This is a genomic window from Sphingobacterium sp. 2149 (assembly GCF_031455655.1).
In the GTDB taxonomy this organism is placed as follows: Bacteria; Bacteroidota; Bacteroidia; order Sphingobacteriales; family Sphingobacteriaceae; genus Sphingobacterium.
In genome coordinates this window covers 216,206-232,891 of record NZ_JAVDTD010000001.1, presented here as the reverse complement: position 1 = coordinate 232,891, position 16,686 = coordinate 216,206, and the positions used below count along the sequence as shown (strand labels likewise).

Below are 16,686 nucleotides of genomic sequence, written 5' to 3'. Positions count from 1 at the left end.
ATTGTAAAAATCAAATGGCGCATTTCTCAATTCCTCTAAAATACCACATGTAAATTTTAAAAGCTAAGGTCTAAGCCAAAACTGATGTATCCTGGCAATAGTCTGTATTCAGTGCTAGAATTGTACATATCAGTCAGCTCAACATTTCTAAAAAACTTCGTATTAAAAATGTTTTTTGCTATAATGTTAAATCTCGTTCTGTGCTTTTTCATCTCATACGATAAAGTGAAATCCGAAAAACAATAGATCTTGGATCTCTTCCCCATTAAACTTCCGAAGCGATAAGATTCATTTTTTAAATTGCACTGAATATTTTTCGACATGCTGAAAAATACATTCAGGAACCCCCGGCTATTATTTAGTATAAGTTTACCTTCTGTTCGATAGTTAACGTGCTGAAGGGTATACCCCATATAGATATTCAATTTAGAATTCCACGCGCTTCTAAACGATAGTCCATAATCATAACTTGCTGCACGGATTCGACGGCTGCCCACTCCTTCTACCAGGTTTGCATAATCTGTGGCATTCATTCCCAGATCTAACCGAAAATTTCCATGTACAGCTCTCAGATAATAATTAAAGTCGCCCTTAAAATAGCTGCTTTTTTTATCCTTAAGTAACACCTGTTGAACAAGGCTGAAATTCGGATCTAGTCTGCTTGATATACCCACATAATCAAACAAAATTTGATGTCCGGCAGAGAAATTGGCAAAAAAACGATCTGTCAGACTACCATAAGTATATGTTAGCGCTGCACCTGAACTACTTAGAGCAGCAAGATTATCCATTCCCCGGATAAAATTACGTACACCTGTTGTATAGTAATTGGGAACTAGTTGAGTGCTTGTAGCATTCTGTTGCTGAAAATAAAAGTCTGCTTCCAATCGCCCTTTTTCATGAAGCCCCCATTTACCCGACAATCCAGGAGAAAGCACTACGTTATTTTTACTTTTTGATTTTCCAAAATCTATCAATATGTTTTGTACCATACCAACCTCCAAACGTGGCGTTAATTCCCATAGACCTCGTTTAAAAGTATATTTGGTATTAATGTTAGTCTGAAAAACGTTAAAATCCATTGCATTAGAAAATCCCGAAGGAGAGGATACTGAATCACCTAAACCTGTTGGATTAGACAGCAATTTCAATTCGGTGTTGAGCTGCTGTTGTTGGTAATCCATATTGAAGGCTAGTTGAAAAAAATCGCCATTACTTCTACGGCTTACATAATGAGTGGTGGCACCTATGTACATTAAATTATTCGCAATGTGCTGTTGCACCGCATAGATGTCTTTAACTCCAAAGAGGTCTTCATAATAAAATTTATTAATATTATAATCTATTGGCGTCTGCTGCTTAATCCAGCGTAATGAGCTAACTAGTACGTCACGATTAGAAAATTTGTGACTATAACTTATATTTTGGTTGGTGACGTAACCATTGCTTTTGGTCCTTTCCTCACTTTGGACACCATTGAATACTAATGTACCGAGATCAATTTTACCAAGGGAACCGAGGGTACCTGTATAGGTCAATATTGCATCCTTGTGAGGCTCAAATTGGAGCTCCAGTTTTGTGAAATAATTATCGATTTTTCTCTTAAACTGGTGATCTTCGGTATTGGTAAATTGATTATCCTGTAGATGATAGTCTTGCACCGTATTTCGATAAAATGTTTTTTTGGTAGGATTTGCAAAACCGAGCCATTTAATCTTTAGCTGCGCTGTAGGATTTAAAATGGTATTTAACGAGAGCAATTTATCATTATTGAAATTGGTCCGCTTGTGATCAAATCCAGGAATATTTGGAGTATTGTCTATCAAGGTGGGTGTTGTTATTCCCACACCGATCTGGCCTGGTTCATGAGGCGATCCAGATTGAATCAGGTGATTAATACTGCTGACGGCATCAAATCCATTGTTATTGGTAGTTCCCAATAAATAATACTTGTTTTTTTTTCCGAAGTTCATCAAATTGGCACTAGCCTGATGATATTTGGGCCCAATCGGAACGATCTGAGCATCTAAAGACCCTATCCACTGTGCCTTACTATCCTCTTCCAATTCCAAATTTAGTGCGATCTTGTTCGAATTTTCAATACCTTTAAGTTGTTTATTATGAGAATATCGCTGCAAAATCTGAATTTTTTTTAGGGGCCTAACAGACATGCTCTGCGTTAGCAAACGGTAGCCTTTTTCAAAAAAATCGTCCCCCTCAACCATTACTTTTTGCACCTCCTTATCTCCTATTTTGATGCTGCCGTCGGTCCCGACCTGAATACCCGGAATCTTCTTAAGTAAATCCTCTACGGTACGTTCGTCCCCCTGCAGAAACGATTTGACTGCAAGCTCAATGGTATCTTTCCCTAGACGGTAAGGACGTTTGGAATGGACTATTACTTCTTGCAATCGCTCCACACCTCCAGCCGATAACTGAACATCGATCAACGTATCTGCCCGCAATGCCATGATAGGTAGCGAGACGGGCTTAAAGCTGAGTGCAGTGAACAGTAAAGAGAATGGTCCACTCCGCACAGTTTGCAAATTATATTTTCCCTGCCCGTCGCTGAACGTATATGCCAACATTTTGTTATCGCCTTCGTCCCGTAGTTCAATACGGACTCCTCCCACAGCTTTTCCTGCAGCCCAAATCCTTCCATGGATAGCGACCTGACCACGAGTTGCTATAGCGAATAATAGAATACTAAATAAGGTCGCTATCTGCTTATTGATGTTCCCATTCATAAACTTGTTCTACACCGCCTCTAACTTTTTGCTTCTCTACACTAACCCCCTCCATCATTGGCATTTTACTATATAGCATACGCATATGCTCTTCGTTAAATTGGTCTTCTTTCTTGACAAACTCTTCAAGACTCAATTTGCTCAAGGAATGTATATACTTATCATCAATTGGGATACGTCCATTATATGGGTAGTTGACCTCCTTGAGATACCAGTAGTTTGGATTAGCGCTTTCATTATAGAGCATAACAATTATTCCTGGTAGACCGCCAAACTTCGATGGCCCTACAGGTACAGGAATGGCATTTGTATAATAAGCCACCAGGGTCGTTCCCCGATAAGATGCTGTCGCCTTGTGGCATACATATTTACCCAAAGTATCAACATCACCATACGCTGTGTTCCATTCTAATAACGGAAATTTGTCAGTCACTAGATAATTGACCCCTTGAATGGAACGGGTTTCCAACTGTTGGTTGGCATTATTTTGATGCATTACGACCCTATTAAACTTCTTGCCGGAACCAATTGTGATAGAATATGAAGGCGCTACTTCATCGTCCACATCCTTATCAAGTACTTGAATCTGCTGCGGAGTCGAATCCCGAACAGCGATCTTCACCATTCCATCATAATAAACATTTTCCTTAAAAGTAGCCATTGCAGATGGTATGTATTCGTAAACGGCGTGAATCCGCTGCGCAAACGATAACCTAGAAAGGAATAGAACTAAAAAAAATATATAATATTTATACATGATAATTTGTATTTTAAATAACGGGCCTAAGCACCGCTTTTATTTGTCGTAAAAGATTGAATAAAATGTTATTTGATTTCAAACAAATCGTGCATTACTAAAAAAGATCGCACAACCCCTAGTTGAAGAAAAGTTATTTACGAAGTCTAAAGTGACGATACCGTATTTGCTTCCGTGGTTTACTATGTAACATCAACCATATTTTTGGCGATATGATAACTAGATATTTGCAATTTTGAATTTCTTTCGACTGCTATTGCAAATGTCCTAGCCGATCTAGCAAATTTTAGCGTGACCAAACCCTGCTTACTCATCATTAATTTTTTCATTGTTTTTAACTTTATTTGTTAAACCATAATATGCTTTCTTGGCATAATCTTGAATACGACTATAAAAATAGAGACACATTCAATGACTGAAATGATGATTAAATATCTGTCGCCAATCACTTAGAATTCGTAGCTGATCAGTTACTATTCGATCTAAGCAATATAACCTTCCAGATTGTAAGCGTAAAAGCTATTTAGGCGGATTCTTTTGTCATCTCAACAAGCAGGTGAAACGACTCTTATAAATGCAAAAAGAGAGTATGAGTTAATGGAGAAATCGCAAAAATATAAACTCGAAAAAACAGAGGGATCGTTTAATTGGTCAAGGCAAAATTATGCAGTCCGTGCCTAGGAGCAATCAGGCGTATAAAGCTCGTTCTAGTGATTCTACTGCGCCAATATGCCTAGGCAAAGTAAAACCAGTTTGCAATATACTTTACATAAGATATAAAGGGTACATCCAATCCTATTTATTCGGGCTGTATAATTACATAATGTATAAATTTAAATTTGGTTTTTATGGTTGTACGAATCCGATTTATCGCCTCAGTAATATCTTCAGTATCCAAGTGATCCTTAAAATCGATAATAAGCATCAATACAACGTCCTCGGGTGACTGGTAAGTGGATAAAATGTTTTTTGTTTTTATCACACAAACATCTTGTTCCACCAGTCTGGCAATTTCAGTTCTTGTTTCAGAAGCAATGCCTTCGCCCATGAGTAAACTTCTGCTTTCCCTAGCAAGGATAAAGGAAACGAAAACCAATAGTAAACCGACAATTATGGATGCCAATCCGTCCAATTCCGGAATCTGCAGTGCATGACTTAAGGCCATCAGAATCATGACGGTAATAAGACCCGCCACCGCTGCTCCATCCTCAAAAACGACAAGAAAGCTTGAAGGGTCTTTACTTTTGATCATAGCTTTCCACCAGCCCATGCCATTCCGGGTCTTATTAAATTCTTTCATCGCAATGATAAAGGAAGTCCCCTCAAAAATAAGTGAAAGGATTAAAACGACGTAATTCCAAAAAGGATTCTTCATCAGTTCCGGATTCCGTATATGAATAACACCCTGATAAATAGACAACGCTCCCCCCAAACCGAATATCAGAATAGAAACGACAAAAGACCAAAAGTAAAGCTCCTTTCCATAGCCAAAGGGATGGGACTGATCCGGTGCCTTTTTACTACGTTTTAGTCCATATAATATCAGTATCTGATTCACAGTATCGACTGTTGAATGAATACCTTCCGAGATCATGGAAGAACTGTTTGTAAAAGATCCTGCTAGAAATTTGGTGAGTGCTATTAGAAGATTTGCAACAAGAGCACTATAAATCGACTTTTTATTATTGTTCATTTTTCATAGCTTTTTAAACAATCTTATCTCATTCTGTGACGATATGCTCCTTTTTGCTATAGTCATATTTAGTATTTGCATTCTTATGTTTTTCGAGCGCGAAGACCATATGTTTTCTTGGAATTACTATAGTGACCTTTCGGCATTAATTTCCATCATTAAAAACTGATCAGCTATAAGGATTAAACAGCAATGTACATGGGTTGGTTTCGGAATCTAGCGATTTATCATGTTTTATTAATTCGTTGATAAACATTCGTGTCGTATTTTTTTGATCGGCCATGGAACTTGACAATCAATAAACTTTTTAAAAAAAACGCCACATCCAAGACCAATCATTCCAGGCCGATGTCATTAATTAAGCAAATCTCCATAGAAGACACAGTTAAAAGCGTAAAGGTTTCATATAATATGATCTCTTGAAGCGAGCTACTTGGCTTTCAAGAACCTACAAAATATTAGTATTCATCATTTTTGTGAACGAATTTGCTTTTGACTACTATTTGCCCAGAAATCTAAAATCATAAAAAGAATACTTTTGACATTAGCAACTTAAATCTGGGCTTTACTTACTTTTGCCGACCTAACAGTCAATCTATCTAATTGCTATTCAATTTCCCTATATAAAGCATTTCGAGACAACGCATTAACTTTCAAGCTTCATATCGAATCATTATCACTATCACTTAAATTGTACTGCCAACGATATTTATATCTGATCACATATAACTAATCGTTATAACTCTGGAAACTAACACTCTTTGCATTTTTAACCTTAAAAGAGCAATAAATAATAATTCAAACTATTTTAACAATTAAGCAAGAAGCTGCGATATCCCAGAGTAAGCTTATGCATTTTATTTTAGATAACCATAATGATTTTATTTAACTTTAGTATTAGAATAAGACACATCAAGTTTTAGCCTAAAATAGGATCAATTGCGACGCATTTACAATGATTCAATTTACAAAGAATTGATATTTAAAAAATCTTATTAAACCTAAGAAAATAAGACTACTTAAAGTTTGCTAAATGGAAATCACTACTACAAAAATCAGAAAAAAACTTCAGCTAGATGTCTGCTGGATGATATTTGTCATCACACTCTTTACATTTACCGGAGTCGCTCATGGCGCTAATTTAAAAGTTACCAATAAAATACACCATACTGTTAAGATAGTTTATTTTTTTGGTGCCGATTCAAGGCTGTCTTCTAGTTGGAAAAATCGTATCGACCGAACCTTAAAAGATATCTCAGCCTTCTATAAAACTGAGCTTGAAAATGCTGGTTATGATAATGATGGTATTCCATTTGAGAAGGACAATTTGGGCTACAAGTACTACGTGGTCCAGGGATCGAAACCCTCAAATGATTATACCATATATTCAGGTAATGAAATAGAAAATGAGATTTTTGAAAAATTGCCGCCTACTATCACACCAAGTAAAGAACATATACTTGTTATTACAGCTTTAAGCGAGAAAGATGAAAATGATACCTACATCTTCCATTCGCCTTACTATGGCAGGGGATCGGCCACCTCCGGCTTGTGCATGGTTGCAGACTGTGATCTCCTAGACCCGCTGCTACTCGCTGACGCAACTACTAAAATAACTTTCACAGAGATGTTCGCTACAAACAGAGCATGTTCTGTTGGAGAGTTCAATAGTTGGTACCTCGGAGGTATAGCCTATGAAATGGGACATCTATTCGGATTACCACATGATAATGGTTTTAAAAATGAATTCAGTTTAAAAACAATATCTATAATGGGAGAATACGGTAGTCGACACTATAAAGTGGGAAAATGGGGCGGTGAAAAATCAGCTAAATTTTCACATGCTTCCCTATTACAATTAAGTCGGCATCCCCTATTTACTCAAAGAGCAAAACCGCTGCTCAATAGAAACGAGTTTCTATTGCAATCTTTTAAATTATACCAAAATGAAAAGACAACAAAAATAAAGCTACATTACCATTCAGGAACAAAACTATATGCTGTAGTTGCCTTAATCCGTCCTTACGATATGTCGGAGTATTTAAGCAACAGCTTTACGTCGGTAGGCAATCAAAGCGATGATACAGAGATTGAAATAGCTCCATTTGAGAGCAATGCACCACATGAAATAAGAATGTTGTTTATATTCGCAAATGGATCAGTTAAAGAATACCGAAAAATGGTTACTCAAGGTGAAGGGGGGCATTTTTTCACAGTTAATAACTTCGGTCAGACAAGTATCAATGACTTGATCAGGGCAGTTGAAAATGACAGCAAAGATAGTCAAAGACAGGTTAAGTTAGGCATCTTAAATCAATTTTTACAAGACAGCAAGCCAATCAACCTTAAAACCACTCAAAAGGATAGTGTATTTCTTTCTGATGCAGCATGGAAAGAAGCTTCAGTTGGTTGGGAAAATCCTGCTCGGAATTATTACACGGCGGAATCCAACAGCTTATTTTTTTTAGAAAGTATGGGCAACCTATATCGAAAAGGTTTGTACGCCCATACTCCATCCCTATATGCATATAAGCTTTCAAAAAAGTGGCGGAATTTAAAAATCATAGCAGCATTGCGTGATGGTGCGCAAAAACCAGAGGGTATTAAATTTATTATCCAGGGTAATGGGAAAACCCTTTCTTCTTGTACCGTCAAACCTAATCAACAGCATCTTTTTGAGATAGATATCACAAATATTGACGATCTTGAGCTTCTCACACAAGATCCAGCCGGAAACAACTTTAATGCCTGGTCAATTTGGTGCAACCCATTGCTAACTAAATAAAAATAGCAGCTATTAGTCATCAAACTCGTACAGGTATTTCCAGGAAGTTACATACTCCCAAAGCTGGCCCGGCAACTTGGTCTCATCTCTATTTTCTTTGCGATTCATAAGCTCATCGAAATCTTTATGCATTACAAAGAGCCGAACTTTAGCTTGATCAATGAGTGCAAGATGATGTGAAAAAACCTTACTTATTTCTACTGGTGTCTCCTGATCACTCAAGGCAATATTGTTATCAACTTCGCGATCAAAAAGGGCATCTGGAATTCCCTCAACGACCAATGTAATCACCTTATTTCTATCATACCAAGTAATGGCAATATTGGAATGGATACCTGAAAATTCACGATAATTATATCTTTTCGGTAAACCAAATGCTTTCATTTTCGCGGAAGGGAATTGACTCGTTATTTTTACGAATAGTTCTTGCATAGCGCCTTTAGACATTTTTTCCTGACTCATCGCCATACCCTGGTTAAGGCTACCAGCATCGATATAGAATTCGAGATGATTAAAAGAAGTCATCCCTATTTGCGCAGCTATCTTGTTTGAGAAAGACGGATATTGAATACCGAGCGTTCTGAAATGCTGCAATGAATCATTTTTACTGACGATAGTAGATTCATATACAACTTTCGTTTTATCGAACGTTTGAGTGAGTTCTAAGGCAAGCTGCATCGGATTGATCAAATCCATGACGGTTCTGTCCGCTAAATAAGGTGGTCTGGTTGTATTTAGATCTAGAGCTGAAGCGTCCCAAGAAACCATACTTTTTAAGAGTTCATGGCGTCTGCTCTTTAATTCGCCGACAGCTTGTTCATATTTCGCCTTCGATACTGGGACATAGTTAAGTACAAAACGTTTACCCACCTCACCTGTACCATGATAATAAAAGTTAATGCGAAGTGTATCTTTACTCTCCACCATTTCATAAATACTGTCCAATAGTAGATTGTCATAATCTTTGATTCTAACATTGGTAAAGGATTTGAAATCCTTCCTTTTTATTGTCTTATCCTCCGGATATGGAACAGAGATATCATCACCATTTAAAGCAATATAAGGTTGCGCCTTTATCAACATCTCCATATAACTTAGCGTGATGCCACGCATAGGTTCCCAATTAATCTTATTGGATGATATCGCCATCCAATAGGAACCATGATCATGCGCACGGCAACCCGATAAAAAAATTAAAGCATGCAACAGTATTATTCCAATATATTTCATGAGCATAAGGATTGTTTGCGACAGTTATTTAAATAGTAAGTTATTGCTTTTTTTGATTGCCTTTCTAAAGGCGATAAATTCTAAAATGGTACAGCCTAGGTAAATAAACGTAAACAAAAGGAGTGTTTTTAACGGTTCAATTGCCATATTATAGTAGCACACTCCCACCAATATATAAACAATTAATATAACTAAGCATACAGCAGGTATTCCTGAGAAAACCAAAAAGCATAATGTTTTACTATTTCTGACTTTTTCTATATGATTTAGAAAAAACAGTAGAGAACACAATGCTATGGAGAAAAGGTAAACCGCTGAAAAAATAAGATTGACAATAATGTCCATTATAACAATAATAGTATTCAGAAATCCTGTATCAACAGTATTTTTTTCCGCAATAACAAGTCGATATAAGATAAATAGCACAATGCTTATCAGCACATTAAACAACCAAAATTTTACTATGATTTTCCCCATTTTTACCTGTTGTTATAATTTAATTCTGTAAAGCTTTCGTCTGATCTAATTCTTCTTTCTCTTTACGCACTTATCTGTTCAGCTCTCGCACTGTCCTCCTCCTCTCACATAAGCATTAAAACCGATAGCATCTAAACTATCCCGCTAAACGGGATGACACTTCCTATGATCAGTAGCAAAGAACGCTCGTTTAATCGTCGATTATTCCTTCTTGTTCTCTTACAAAAATATTAAGTTATTTTCCGAGAGGGATGCACGAATATAAAGTTTGTTTCGGCGAATAATGATTGCTTTGTTTTTTAAAAAGCAAAATAGTAGCTAATACCACAAAAAATGGGTTCATCACCTGATTAGAGTTGCATATATCCAGGGTTATAGCAGAAAATCGTATAGACAATTAAAACTGCTATGTTACTTGCTACAAGATGGTATAAATTTTAATTCACTGGATCTTTTCACTGAATTCCTAAGTTGAATAAGAGTCGCCTTCTAATCAAGTAGAGATACAATTTCATTATCTTCAGGGTCAGTTTTTGGTGAAAAATGCTTTATAAGCTTGCCATTTTCATCAATTAAATACTTCTGAAAGTTCCATAAGACCGCTGAACTTTCTACACCGTTCAGGCTTTTATTGGTCAACCACTGATAGATAGGCGCCTGTCGCTTTCCTTTCACATCAATCTTTGCCGCCATCGGAAAAGTTACTCCGTAATTTCGTTGACAAAATGCTGCTATTTCGGCGTCCTTACCTGGTTCTTGATCTAAAAAATCATTTGACGGAAAGCCTATAATAACTAGCTTATCATTGAATTTATTATATAGACGTTCCAGACTCTCGTACTGTGGCGTAAATCCACATTTGGAAGCGGTGTTTACAACCAGAATCTTTTTACCTTTAAATTTCGCAAAGTTTATGGTCGAGCCGTCCAGGCCGTTGACTTTAAATTCATGGATAGTAGCTGATTTCAATCCCATATCTACTTTAACGTTACCATTGGTGAATAAATAATAGGCTACACCGGCTCCCACTGCCGCCACAATAAATAAAACTATAAAGACCATTTTTCTCATTTTTTTCAGACATGCCAATAATTATGAACCACTTTGAGATCCGACTAGGCCAAGTTAAAGGTACTAAAGTTTAAAGAAGAAATCAACTCTATTTTATAGTAGCAAAACCTTGAGAATGAGTCGGGCAGAATACAAGAATTTCTCAAGATCACCTTCATTAATATGAATAATTGACTAATATAAACTCAACCAGATCTTCGATAAAAATTGTCCTAACATTCATCCTCATTGTATTCGCCCAAATTCTGTTCGCCCAGCGGTCTCGAATGCCTCACTGGCAATCTGAAACACTAAAATCTCCCTAATCCATTTATGGAGATTCTAAAAACAAATTACTCTATGTTGCCAATACGGTCGCTTTTGAACCCAATACAGCTGCATCAATTAGTAAACTAGATATGGATGGTAATTTTTTTAAAAGAAATCCGGATAAAAAGGCTAAGATAGTATTGGAAGAGGGATTGGATGGCATTGTGCAAATTAAACCAAACGAATTTCTAACTTCTGGATGGCAGGGACTGGTTTATCATGTTAATCCTAACAGTTAAAATGCAGTGTTATTTTACAAAAAGATCAATGCAGCCGACATCGGCTATGGAAAATCCTCAAGTTTGCTTTATGTTGCTACCGTCAGAAGTAACAGCGTTCAAGCTTGCCACCTTGACGATATTCAAGAATAATAACATTAAAATTAACTAACATAGAAAGCAAAGAATTGCCTTTTTTGTTATGGTTGATGTGTTTTGTGAAATTATCTCCCCATTTGATGTCTATTATAGCGAATACGAGAACATTTAAAACCTCTGATTTTACATACAAATTAAATATTCCCATTTTCACATAAAAAAGGATGATTTTCATATTTTTTCTGCGTCCAATCTAAGTTACATTTGTCAAACAAGTAGAATTGATTCGATTGAGGTAAGTGCTAAACTAATTCCTAATTGATTCAATAAAAAATACTGTAAAGACCCTACAATACTACAATGAAAAACATGATGTGGAACGACAATGTCGTTCCACATTTCTAATTAACCCAACTATTTTCTATTGATCAAATATACTCAACAGCTGATACTTACTATGCCTAAATTCGTACCCCACTTTGGGAAACAAAATAGCATTATGATAAAAACTTACAAATTGTTTCTTAAATATCCCTGAAAATTATCCTGAAACTGCAGTCCGGTTCCAACCCTATATTTACTTAATTTTTTGTTTAAAGTGAGCCCCCATAAAACAAATTCGGTTAAAAAGTGGATATCCTCAGATTTCGTCTCTGGCTGATATTGCTGTATCAAAGCCTTAATAGGTACCACTTCATTCAGAACCCTAACATACTCCAAATCACTAAGCTCATCAGATAATTCAATACCCTCGGATTCCGAAAACCAACGAACAATATCATCGTAAGGGTAACGTTCGTTTTCTCTTTCCAGCTTCTCAATTTTAGGAAATAAGACTGGAAAAAGGTTTTTGACAGCATTTTCAATCAGTTGCAATGCGACAGTATCGGCTCCTTCCTGCTCACCCTCATAAACAAGCTCAACTTTGCCAGTTATTGCAGGTATAATACCCATAAAATCACCCAATCTCACTGCGGTTGCTTGTGATCCGTTTTTAAGCATGCGCAATTCAGCGGTGCTTATTAAGTTTTGAAATGCCGTAATACTCATACGTGCACTAACACCACTTTTATCATCAACATATTCGCTATTTCGAGCTTCAAAGCTTATTTGCTCTATTAATTCTCGCGCTAATTCAGGGATATATATTTGCTCTTTCTGCGCCATTTCCAAGTTAGATTCCTGGGCGGTGATTGCTTTTGCTATCTCAACAGAGGTCGGATAATGGGTAAGTATCTGCGATCCTATGCGATCTTTCAACGGCGTCACAATGCTTCCCCTATTGGTATAATCTTCGGGATTCGCTGTAAATATAAATTGCACATCTAAAGGTAAGCGTAACTTAAAACCACGGATCTGAATATCTCCCTCCTGCAATATATTGAAGAGAGCTACCTGGATTCTAGCTTGAAGATCAGGCAGCTCATTAATGACAAAAATAGAACGGTTTGCCCGAGGAATCATACCAAAGTGAATCACGCGATCGTCTGCATAGCTCAGTTTTAAATTTGCGGCTTTGATCGGATCTACATCACCGATTAAGTCGGCTACAGTTACATCTGGAGTGGCGAGTTTTTCAGCAAAACGATCACTCCTATGAAGCCAGCTTATCGGTGTTTCATCGCCTTTCTCCCTCAGCAGTTCCAGGGCATAACGTGATATAGGATTGTACGGATCATCATTAATCTCTGAACCTTGAACCACAGGCACATATTCATCCAATAAGTTGACCATAAGCCTAGCGAGACGTGTTTTCGCCTGACCGCGAAGGCCCAAGAAATTAATGTTGTGTTTGGAAAGTATTGCTCTTTCAAGTTCTGGAATAACGGTATCTTCATAGCCATGTACTCCATTAAATACGGTTTCGCCCGCCTTTATTTTTGTAATCAGATTCTGACGCAATTCTTCTTTTATTGTTTTAGGTTTATAACCCGAAGTTTTTAATGCACCAAATGTTGTAATCTTCGTGTAATCCATATATTCTTATCGTATTCTTTTTTTTCGATTTTCTTCGTAATCCTCAAAGATCATTTCACCTAAATCCCCAAGTCCCGTGTAAAAAGCCTTCCCTTGATTTGAAGCTGTAAACTCGTCGACAAATTGCTGTAGATAAGGATCTGTAGCAATCATAAAGGTTGTAATTGGTATCCCCAACTTTCGGGCTTGCGCAGCCATACTATAGCATTTGCTGGTGATAAAAGGATCCAAACCCATAGGATTTTTATAGTAAGTGCCGTCCGGCATATTTAAACAGCTCGGTTTGCCGTCGGTTATCATAAATATTTGCTTATTCGCATGCCGCTTTCGCCGTAGTAAGTCCATCGCTAGCTTTAAGCCTGCGACCGTATTGGTATGAAATGGTCCAACTTGCAGATAAGGCAGATCTTTTATCGCAATAGGCCATGCATCGTTTCCGAAAACAATGACGTCAAGTGAGTCTTTCGGATAACGGGTCAAAATAAGTTCCGACAAAGCCATCGCCACTTTTTTTGCAGGTGTTATCCTATCTTCTCCATACAAAATCATACTGTGGCTAATATCAATCATCAGCACTGTACTCATTTGTGATTTGAACTGCGTATCCTCAACAACAAGATCATTTTCAGATAAAGCAAACTCTCCTATTCCATGATTGATTTGTGCATTTTTCAAACTCTCCGTCAAAATTATCTTCTCTAGACCATCGCCATACTGATAGTTGCGGAAATCACCCATATTTTCGTCGCTCCGCCCTTGGCGATTTGTTTTATGATTGCCAGACCTTCCTCTCCGCATCTTTCCGAAAATTTGGTCCAAGGCGTGCTGCCGCAAGGCCTTCTCAAGTTTTGAGGTAATATCTACACCGCCTTCGCCATCAAATTCAACTTTTTCTCTGATGTATCCTTTATCTTTCAGATCCGCAATGAAATCGTCTATCGTGTATGCAGGGGTCGTAAGCTTAAACTCTTTATCCAACTGCCTAAGCCAATCAATAGCTTCATCAAAATCACCGGAAGTATGGGTAATCAGTTCTTTAAAAATGTCAAATAATTTATCAAAAGGCGTCTGAAACGGCTCTTCAAATTGCCTAAAGAGAAAACCTTTATTTCGTTTCTTGCTTTTCATCCATTCCTTTTATTTAATATAAAAAAGCGATTAAAAATTGCTATCGAACGCTTTGTAGGATGAATTTACAAAATAATAATCCTTATGCGTGCTAAATGTAGATTTAACTTTAAAAACTGGCTATAGTATGACTTTATAATAGCTATTATAGAAAAGAAATGAAGGTCTATCCCTATATCCAGCACACTGATACCTAATTTTGTCACATGTGGTTGTAGGGGCATCTCCAAAATAAAAGATGCTGCTTAGCAAATAAGCTAAGCAGCATATGGATTCCTAATCACAAATTAAATAGTCCTAATTACTACTTCCAACCCGGGTTCTGGACCAAATTTGGATTCTTATCTATCTCCGTTTGTGGAATTGGGAACCAATAATTCTTTGCTGTAAACATGCGCTTTTGATAAACTGAGCGTTTGAAAAATGCTTTTGGGTTAGATTCATTGTCATCCTTTTCTGTACCAGAAAAATTCATTCCATAGAAATTTCCATTTAACACAGCTTCACCAATTTTCCAGCGTCGCACATCACGATACCGGATACCTTCATTATTTAGTTCTACCCGTCGCTCATCTCGGATTGCTTTACGCATTGCCTCCTGCGAAGATGGTACTGGTAAAGCATCCTTTCCTACACCATATTGTGGTACGCCTGCGCGCACCCTTATCAAATTGACATACTTTAATATATCAGGATGATTAGCCTCGGACTCATTTAATGCTTCGGCATAGTTCAGATACACTTCGCCAAGTCGATAAAGTATTCCTGGTCTATAGGGATTTGTTCCATTGCGGGGGTCGTGATCTGGATGGACTTTCTTACGCACAAGGTACCCATTTTGTGGGGCGTCATGCGTAGGTCCCCCATCCCAGTTACCACTATAGAATTCGGTTGTCCGATTTTCTCTTCTATACCAAGCACCATTATACAGAACCGAAATATAAAATCGTGGTTCACGATGGGTATACATATTATAAGTGCCTTCCAAAGTCACCTTTCCGTTTCCCTGAGATTCAGCCCAGCGTGTATTTCGCACTTCTGCGGTCTTTGAGAATCCTTTTTCCTGATATCCCGATAATGGGTCATCAATCTTCCGACCATTCTCCATGAAAAAGGCATCCACTAAGGATTGTGTAATTCCCAGTCCCCCGTTTCCCCCAGTACCTCTTGGTTGTGCGTGCCTATCATATTCCCAGATATTGCAATCAGGACGAGCAAAAAGAATCTCCTCATTCCCATCTTGAGGTCTTCTAAACAACATATTTTGATAAGAGAGAAACGGATCTATAGACCCATCAGCATTATACTCAATATATAATTTATGACCAGCTGATTCTGCTTTTTCCAATAGTAATTTTGAAGCCGCTGCTGCAGTTTTCCATTTATCTACACTATAGTTTCCATTGAATATGGTTTCTCCTTTATTATTTACAAAACCGGTGTATGCGGTGTTACCATTGACTAATGAGCTTGCAGCAAATAGTAGAAGACGAGCTCTGACTGCCAAGCACATAATAGACGTCGCGCGACCATATTTCTGAGCGGCACTATATTTAGCGGGTAAAATAGCAGACAAATCCAATAGCTCCTTTTCTGCCCATTGCACGACCTGATCAAATGGTGTCTGTCCAATCATCAATTCTTCGGCCGACGCATTCGGATCGGTCAATCCAAGATGGAACGGTATAGCACCATAGGTTTCTAGCAGAAGTGTATAATAATAAGCGATCATAAAGCGAGCCTCAGCTTTCATAAGATTTACTTCCTCCTCGGTCACCAACTGCGCAGGGTTTGGTTTTACATTGTCCAGAAAAATATAAGCTGAACGAATACGTTTGGGAAGTTCAACCCAATAATTAGGATCCCATGAAGTACTGGGATTCCAATTGCCGGTCTGCATCCCTATAACTGACCAGCCAAATTGCTCCCAGCCCGTAGACGGTGCCATATCATCCGAAAGTGGATCCCAGCCAAGTGTTCGCGTATTTCCCCAATATGGATCTGGTACATTGCTATATATTCCTGCCAGCCAGTCCTCTGTTCTGGTTTTGTCTTTAAAAATCATATCTAAAGTAAGTTGATCATCAGGGCTCTTGTCCAAATATTTCGAACAAGAGGTCGCTGTAAAACCCAGCGCAACAAGCAGTAATATACGGGTAACATTATATTTTATAGTCTTCATTGTATAGGTTATT

At 37.6% G+C, this 16,686-nt stretch carries 10 protein-coding genes; 2 read left to right on the top strand and 8 right to left on the bottom strand.

Translation table 11 applies throughout. The annotated features are described in order from the left end of the window. Nucleotides 1–56: 56 nt before the first annotated feature. From J2X77_RS00965 to J2X77_RS00955, 3 genes are all read right to left on the bottom strand, one after another. Nucleotides 57–2,747: a carboxypeptidase-like regulatory domain-containing protein gene (locus J2X77_RS00965; RefSeq protein WP_310078535.1), complete on the bottom strand. Its 2,691-nt coding sequence runs from the start codon at nucleotides 2,745–2,747 to the stop codon at nucleotides 57–59. Next, nucleotides 2,728–3,504: a GLPGLI family protein gene (locus J2X77_RS00960; RefSeq protein WP_307186785.1), complete on the bottom strand. Its 777-nt coding sequence runs from the start codon at nucleotides 3,502–3,504 to the stop codon at nucleotides 2,728–2,730. The genes J2X77_RS00965 and J2X77_RS00960 overlap by 20 nt, the downstream gene beginning before the upstream one ends. Nucleotides 3,505–4,303: 799 nt before the next feature. Beyond that, nucleotides 4,304–5,197: a cation diffusion facilitator family transporter gene (locus J2X77_RS00955; RefSeq protein WP_310078534.1), complete on the bottom strand. Its 894-nt coding sequence runs from the start codon at nucleotides 5,195–5,197 to the stop codon at nucleotides 4,304–4,306. Nucleotides 5,198–6,230: 1,033 nt separating this feature from the next. On the opposite strand from J2X77_RS00955, the gene J2X77_RS00950 reads away from it, so the two are divergent. Next, nucleotides 6,231–7,982, top strand: coding sequence for an NPCBM/NEW2 domain-containing protein (locus tag J2X77_RS00950; protein ID WP_209575450.1), 1,752 nt, complete (start codon nucleotides 6,231–6,233; stop codon nucleotides 7,980–7,982). 12 nt (nucleotides 7,983–7,994) lie between these two features. On the opposite strand, the gene J2X77_RS00945 is transcribed toward J2X77_RS00950, so the two are convergent. Together J2X77_RS00945 and J2X77_RS00940 are read right to left on the bottom strand one after the other, a co-directional pair. Beyond that, nucleotides 7,995–9,212, bottom strand: a complete 1,218-nt coding sequence (locus tag J2X77_RS00945) for a hypothetical protein (protein ID WP_209575452.1) — start codon at nucleotides 9,210–9,212, stop codon at nucleotides 7,995–7,997. Nucleotides 9,213–10,178: 966 nt separating this feature from the next. Continuing rightward, nucleotides 10,179–10,751, bottom strand: coding sequence for a glutathione peroxidase (locus J2X77_RS00940; protein WP_310078533.1), 573 nt, complete (start codon nucleotides 10,749–10,751; stop codon nucleotides 10,179–10,181). Nucleotides 10,752–11,158: 407 nt separating this feature from the next. Here J2X77_RS00940 and J2X77_RS00935 point away from each other — a divergent pair, with 407 nt between their 5' ends. Then, complete coding sequence (locus J2X77_RS00935) at nucleotides 11,159–11,308, top strand: hypothetical protein (RefSeq protein WP_209575454.1); 150 nt, start codon at nucleotides 11,159–11,161, stop codon at nucleotides 11,306–11,308. Nucleotides 11,309–11,896: 588 nt separating this feature from the next. On the opposite strand, the gene J2X77_RS00930 is transcribed toward J2X77_RS00935, so the two are convergent. The 3 genes from J2X77_RS00930 to J2X77_RS00920 form a co-directional block, all read right to left on the bottom strand. Continuing rightward, nucleotides 11,897–13,363, bottom strand: a complete 1,467-nt coding sequence (locus tag J2X77_RS00930) for a sigma 54-interacting transcriptional regulator (RefSeq protein WP_209575456.1) — start codon at nucleotides 13,361–13,363, stop codon at nucleotides 11,897–11,899. A 6-nt stretch (nucleotides 13,364–13,369) separates the two neighbouring features. Beyond that, entirely contained in the window at nucleotides 13,370–14,491 is a 1,122-nt protein-coding gene (locus J2X77_RS00925) for a VWA domain-containing protein (protein WP_310078532.1), read from the bottom strand. Nucleotides 14,492–14,795: 304 nt separating this feature from the next. Next, nucleotides 14,796–16,673: a RagB/SusD family nutrient uptake outer membrane protein gene (locus tag J2X77_RS00920; protein ID WP_209575459.1), complete on the bottom strand. Its 1,878-nt coding sequence runs from the start codon at nucleotides 16,671–16,673 to the stop codon at nucleotides 14,796–14,798. Between the last annotated feature and the right edge of the window lie 13 nt (nucleotides 16,674–16,686).

What these genes read in the sequence shown, in the direction of transcription:
- J2X77_RS00960 (WP_307186785.1), bottom strand. Translation starts at nt 3,504, where the DNA reads ATGTATAAATATTATATATTTTTTTTAGTTCTATTCCTTTCTAGGTTA.
- J2X77_RS00920 (WP_209575459.1), bottom strand. Translation starts at nt 16,673, where the DNA reads ATGAAGACTATAAAATATAATGTTACCCGTATATTACTGCTTGTTGCG.
- J2X77_RS00940 (WP_310078533.1), bottom strand. Translation starts at nt 10,751, where the DNA reads ATGGTCTTTATAGTTTTATTTATTGTGGCGGCAGTGGGAGCCGGTGTA.
- J2X77_RS00965 (WP_310078535.1), bottom strand. Translation starts at nt 2,747, where the DNA reads ATGAATGGGAACATCAATAAGCAGATAGCGACCTTATTTAGTATTCTA.
- J2X77_RS00955 (WP_310078534.1), bottom strand. Translation starts at nt 5,197, where the DNA reads ATGAACAATAATAAAAAGTCGATTTATAGTGCTCTTGTTGCAAATCTT.
- J2X77_RS00925 (WP_310078532.1), bottom strand. Translation starts at nt 14,491, where the DNA reads ATGAAAAGCAAGAAACGAAATAAAGGTTTTCTCTTTAGGCAATTTGAA.
- J2X77_RS00935 (WP_209575454.1), top strand. Translation starts at nt 11,159, where the DNA reads ATGGATGGTAATTTTTTTAAAAGAAATCCGGATAAAAAGGCTAAGATA.
- J2X77_RS00945 (WP_209575452.1), bottom strand. Translation starts at nt 9,212, where the DNA reads ATGAAATATATTGGAATAATACTGTTGCATGCTTTAATTTTTTTATCG.
- J2X77_RS00930 (WP_209575456.1), bottom strand. Translation starts at nt 13,363, where the DNA reads ATGGATTACACGAAGATTACAACATTTGGTGCATTAAAAACTTCGGGT.
- J2X77_RS00950 (WP_209575450.1), top strand. Translation starts at nt 6,231, where the DNA reads ATGGAAATCACTACTACAAAAATCAGAAAAAAACTTCAGCTAGATGTC.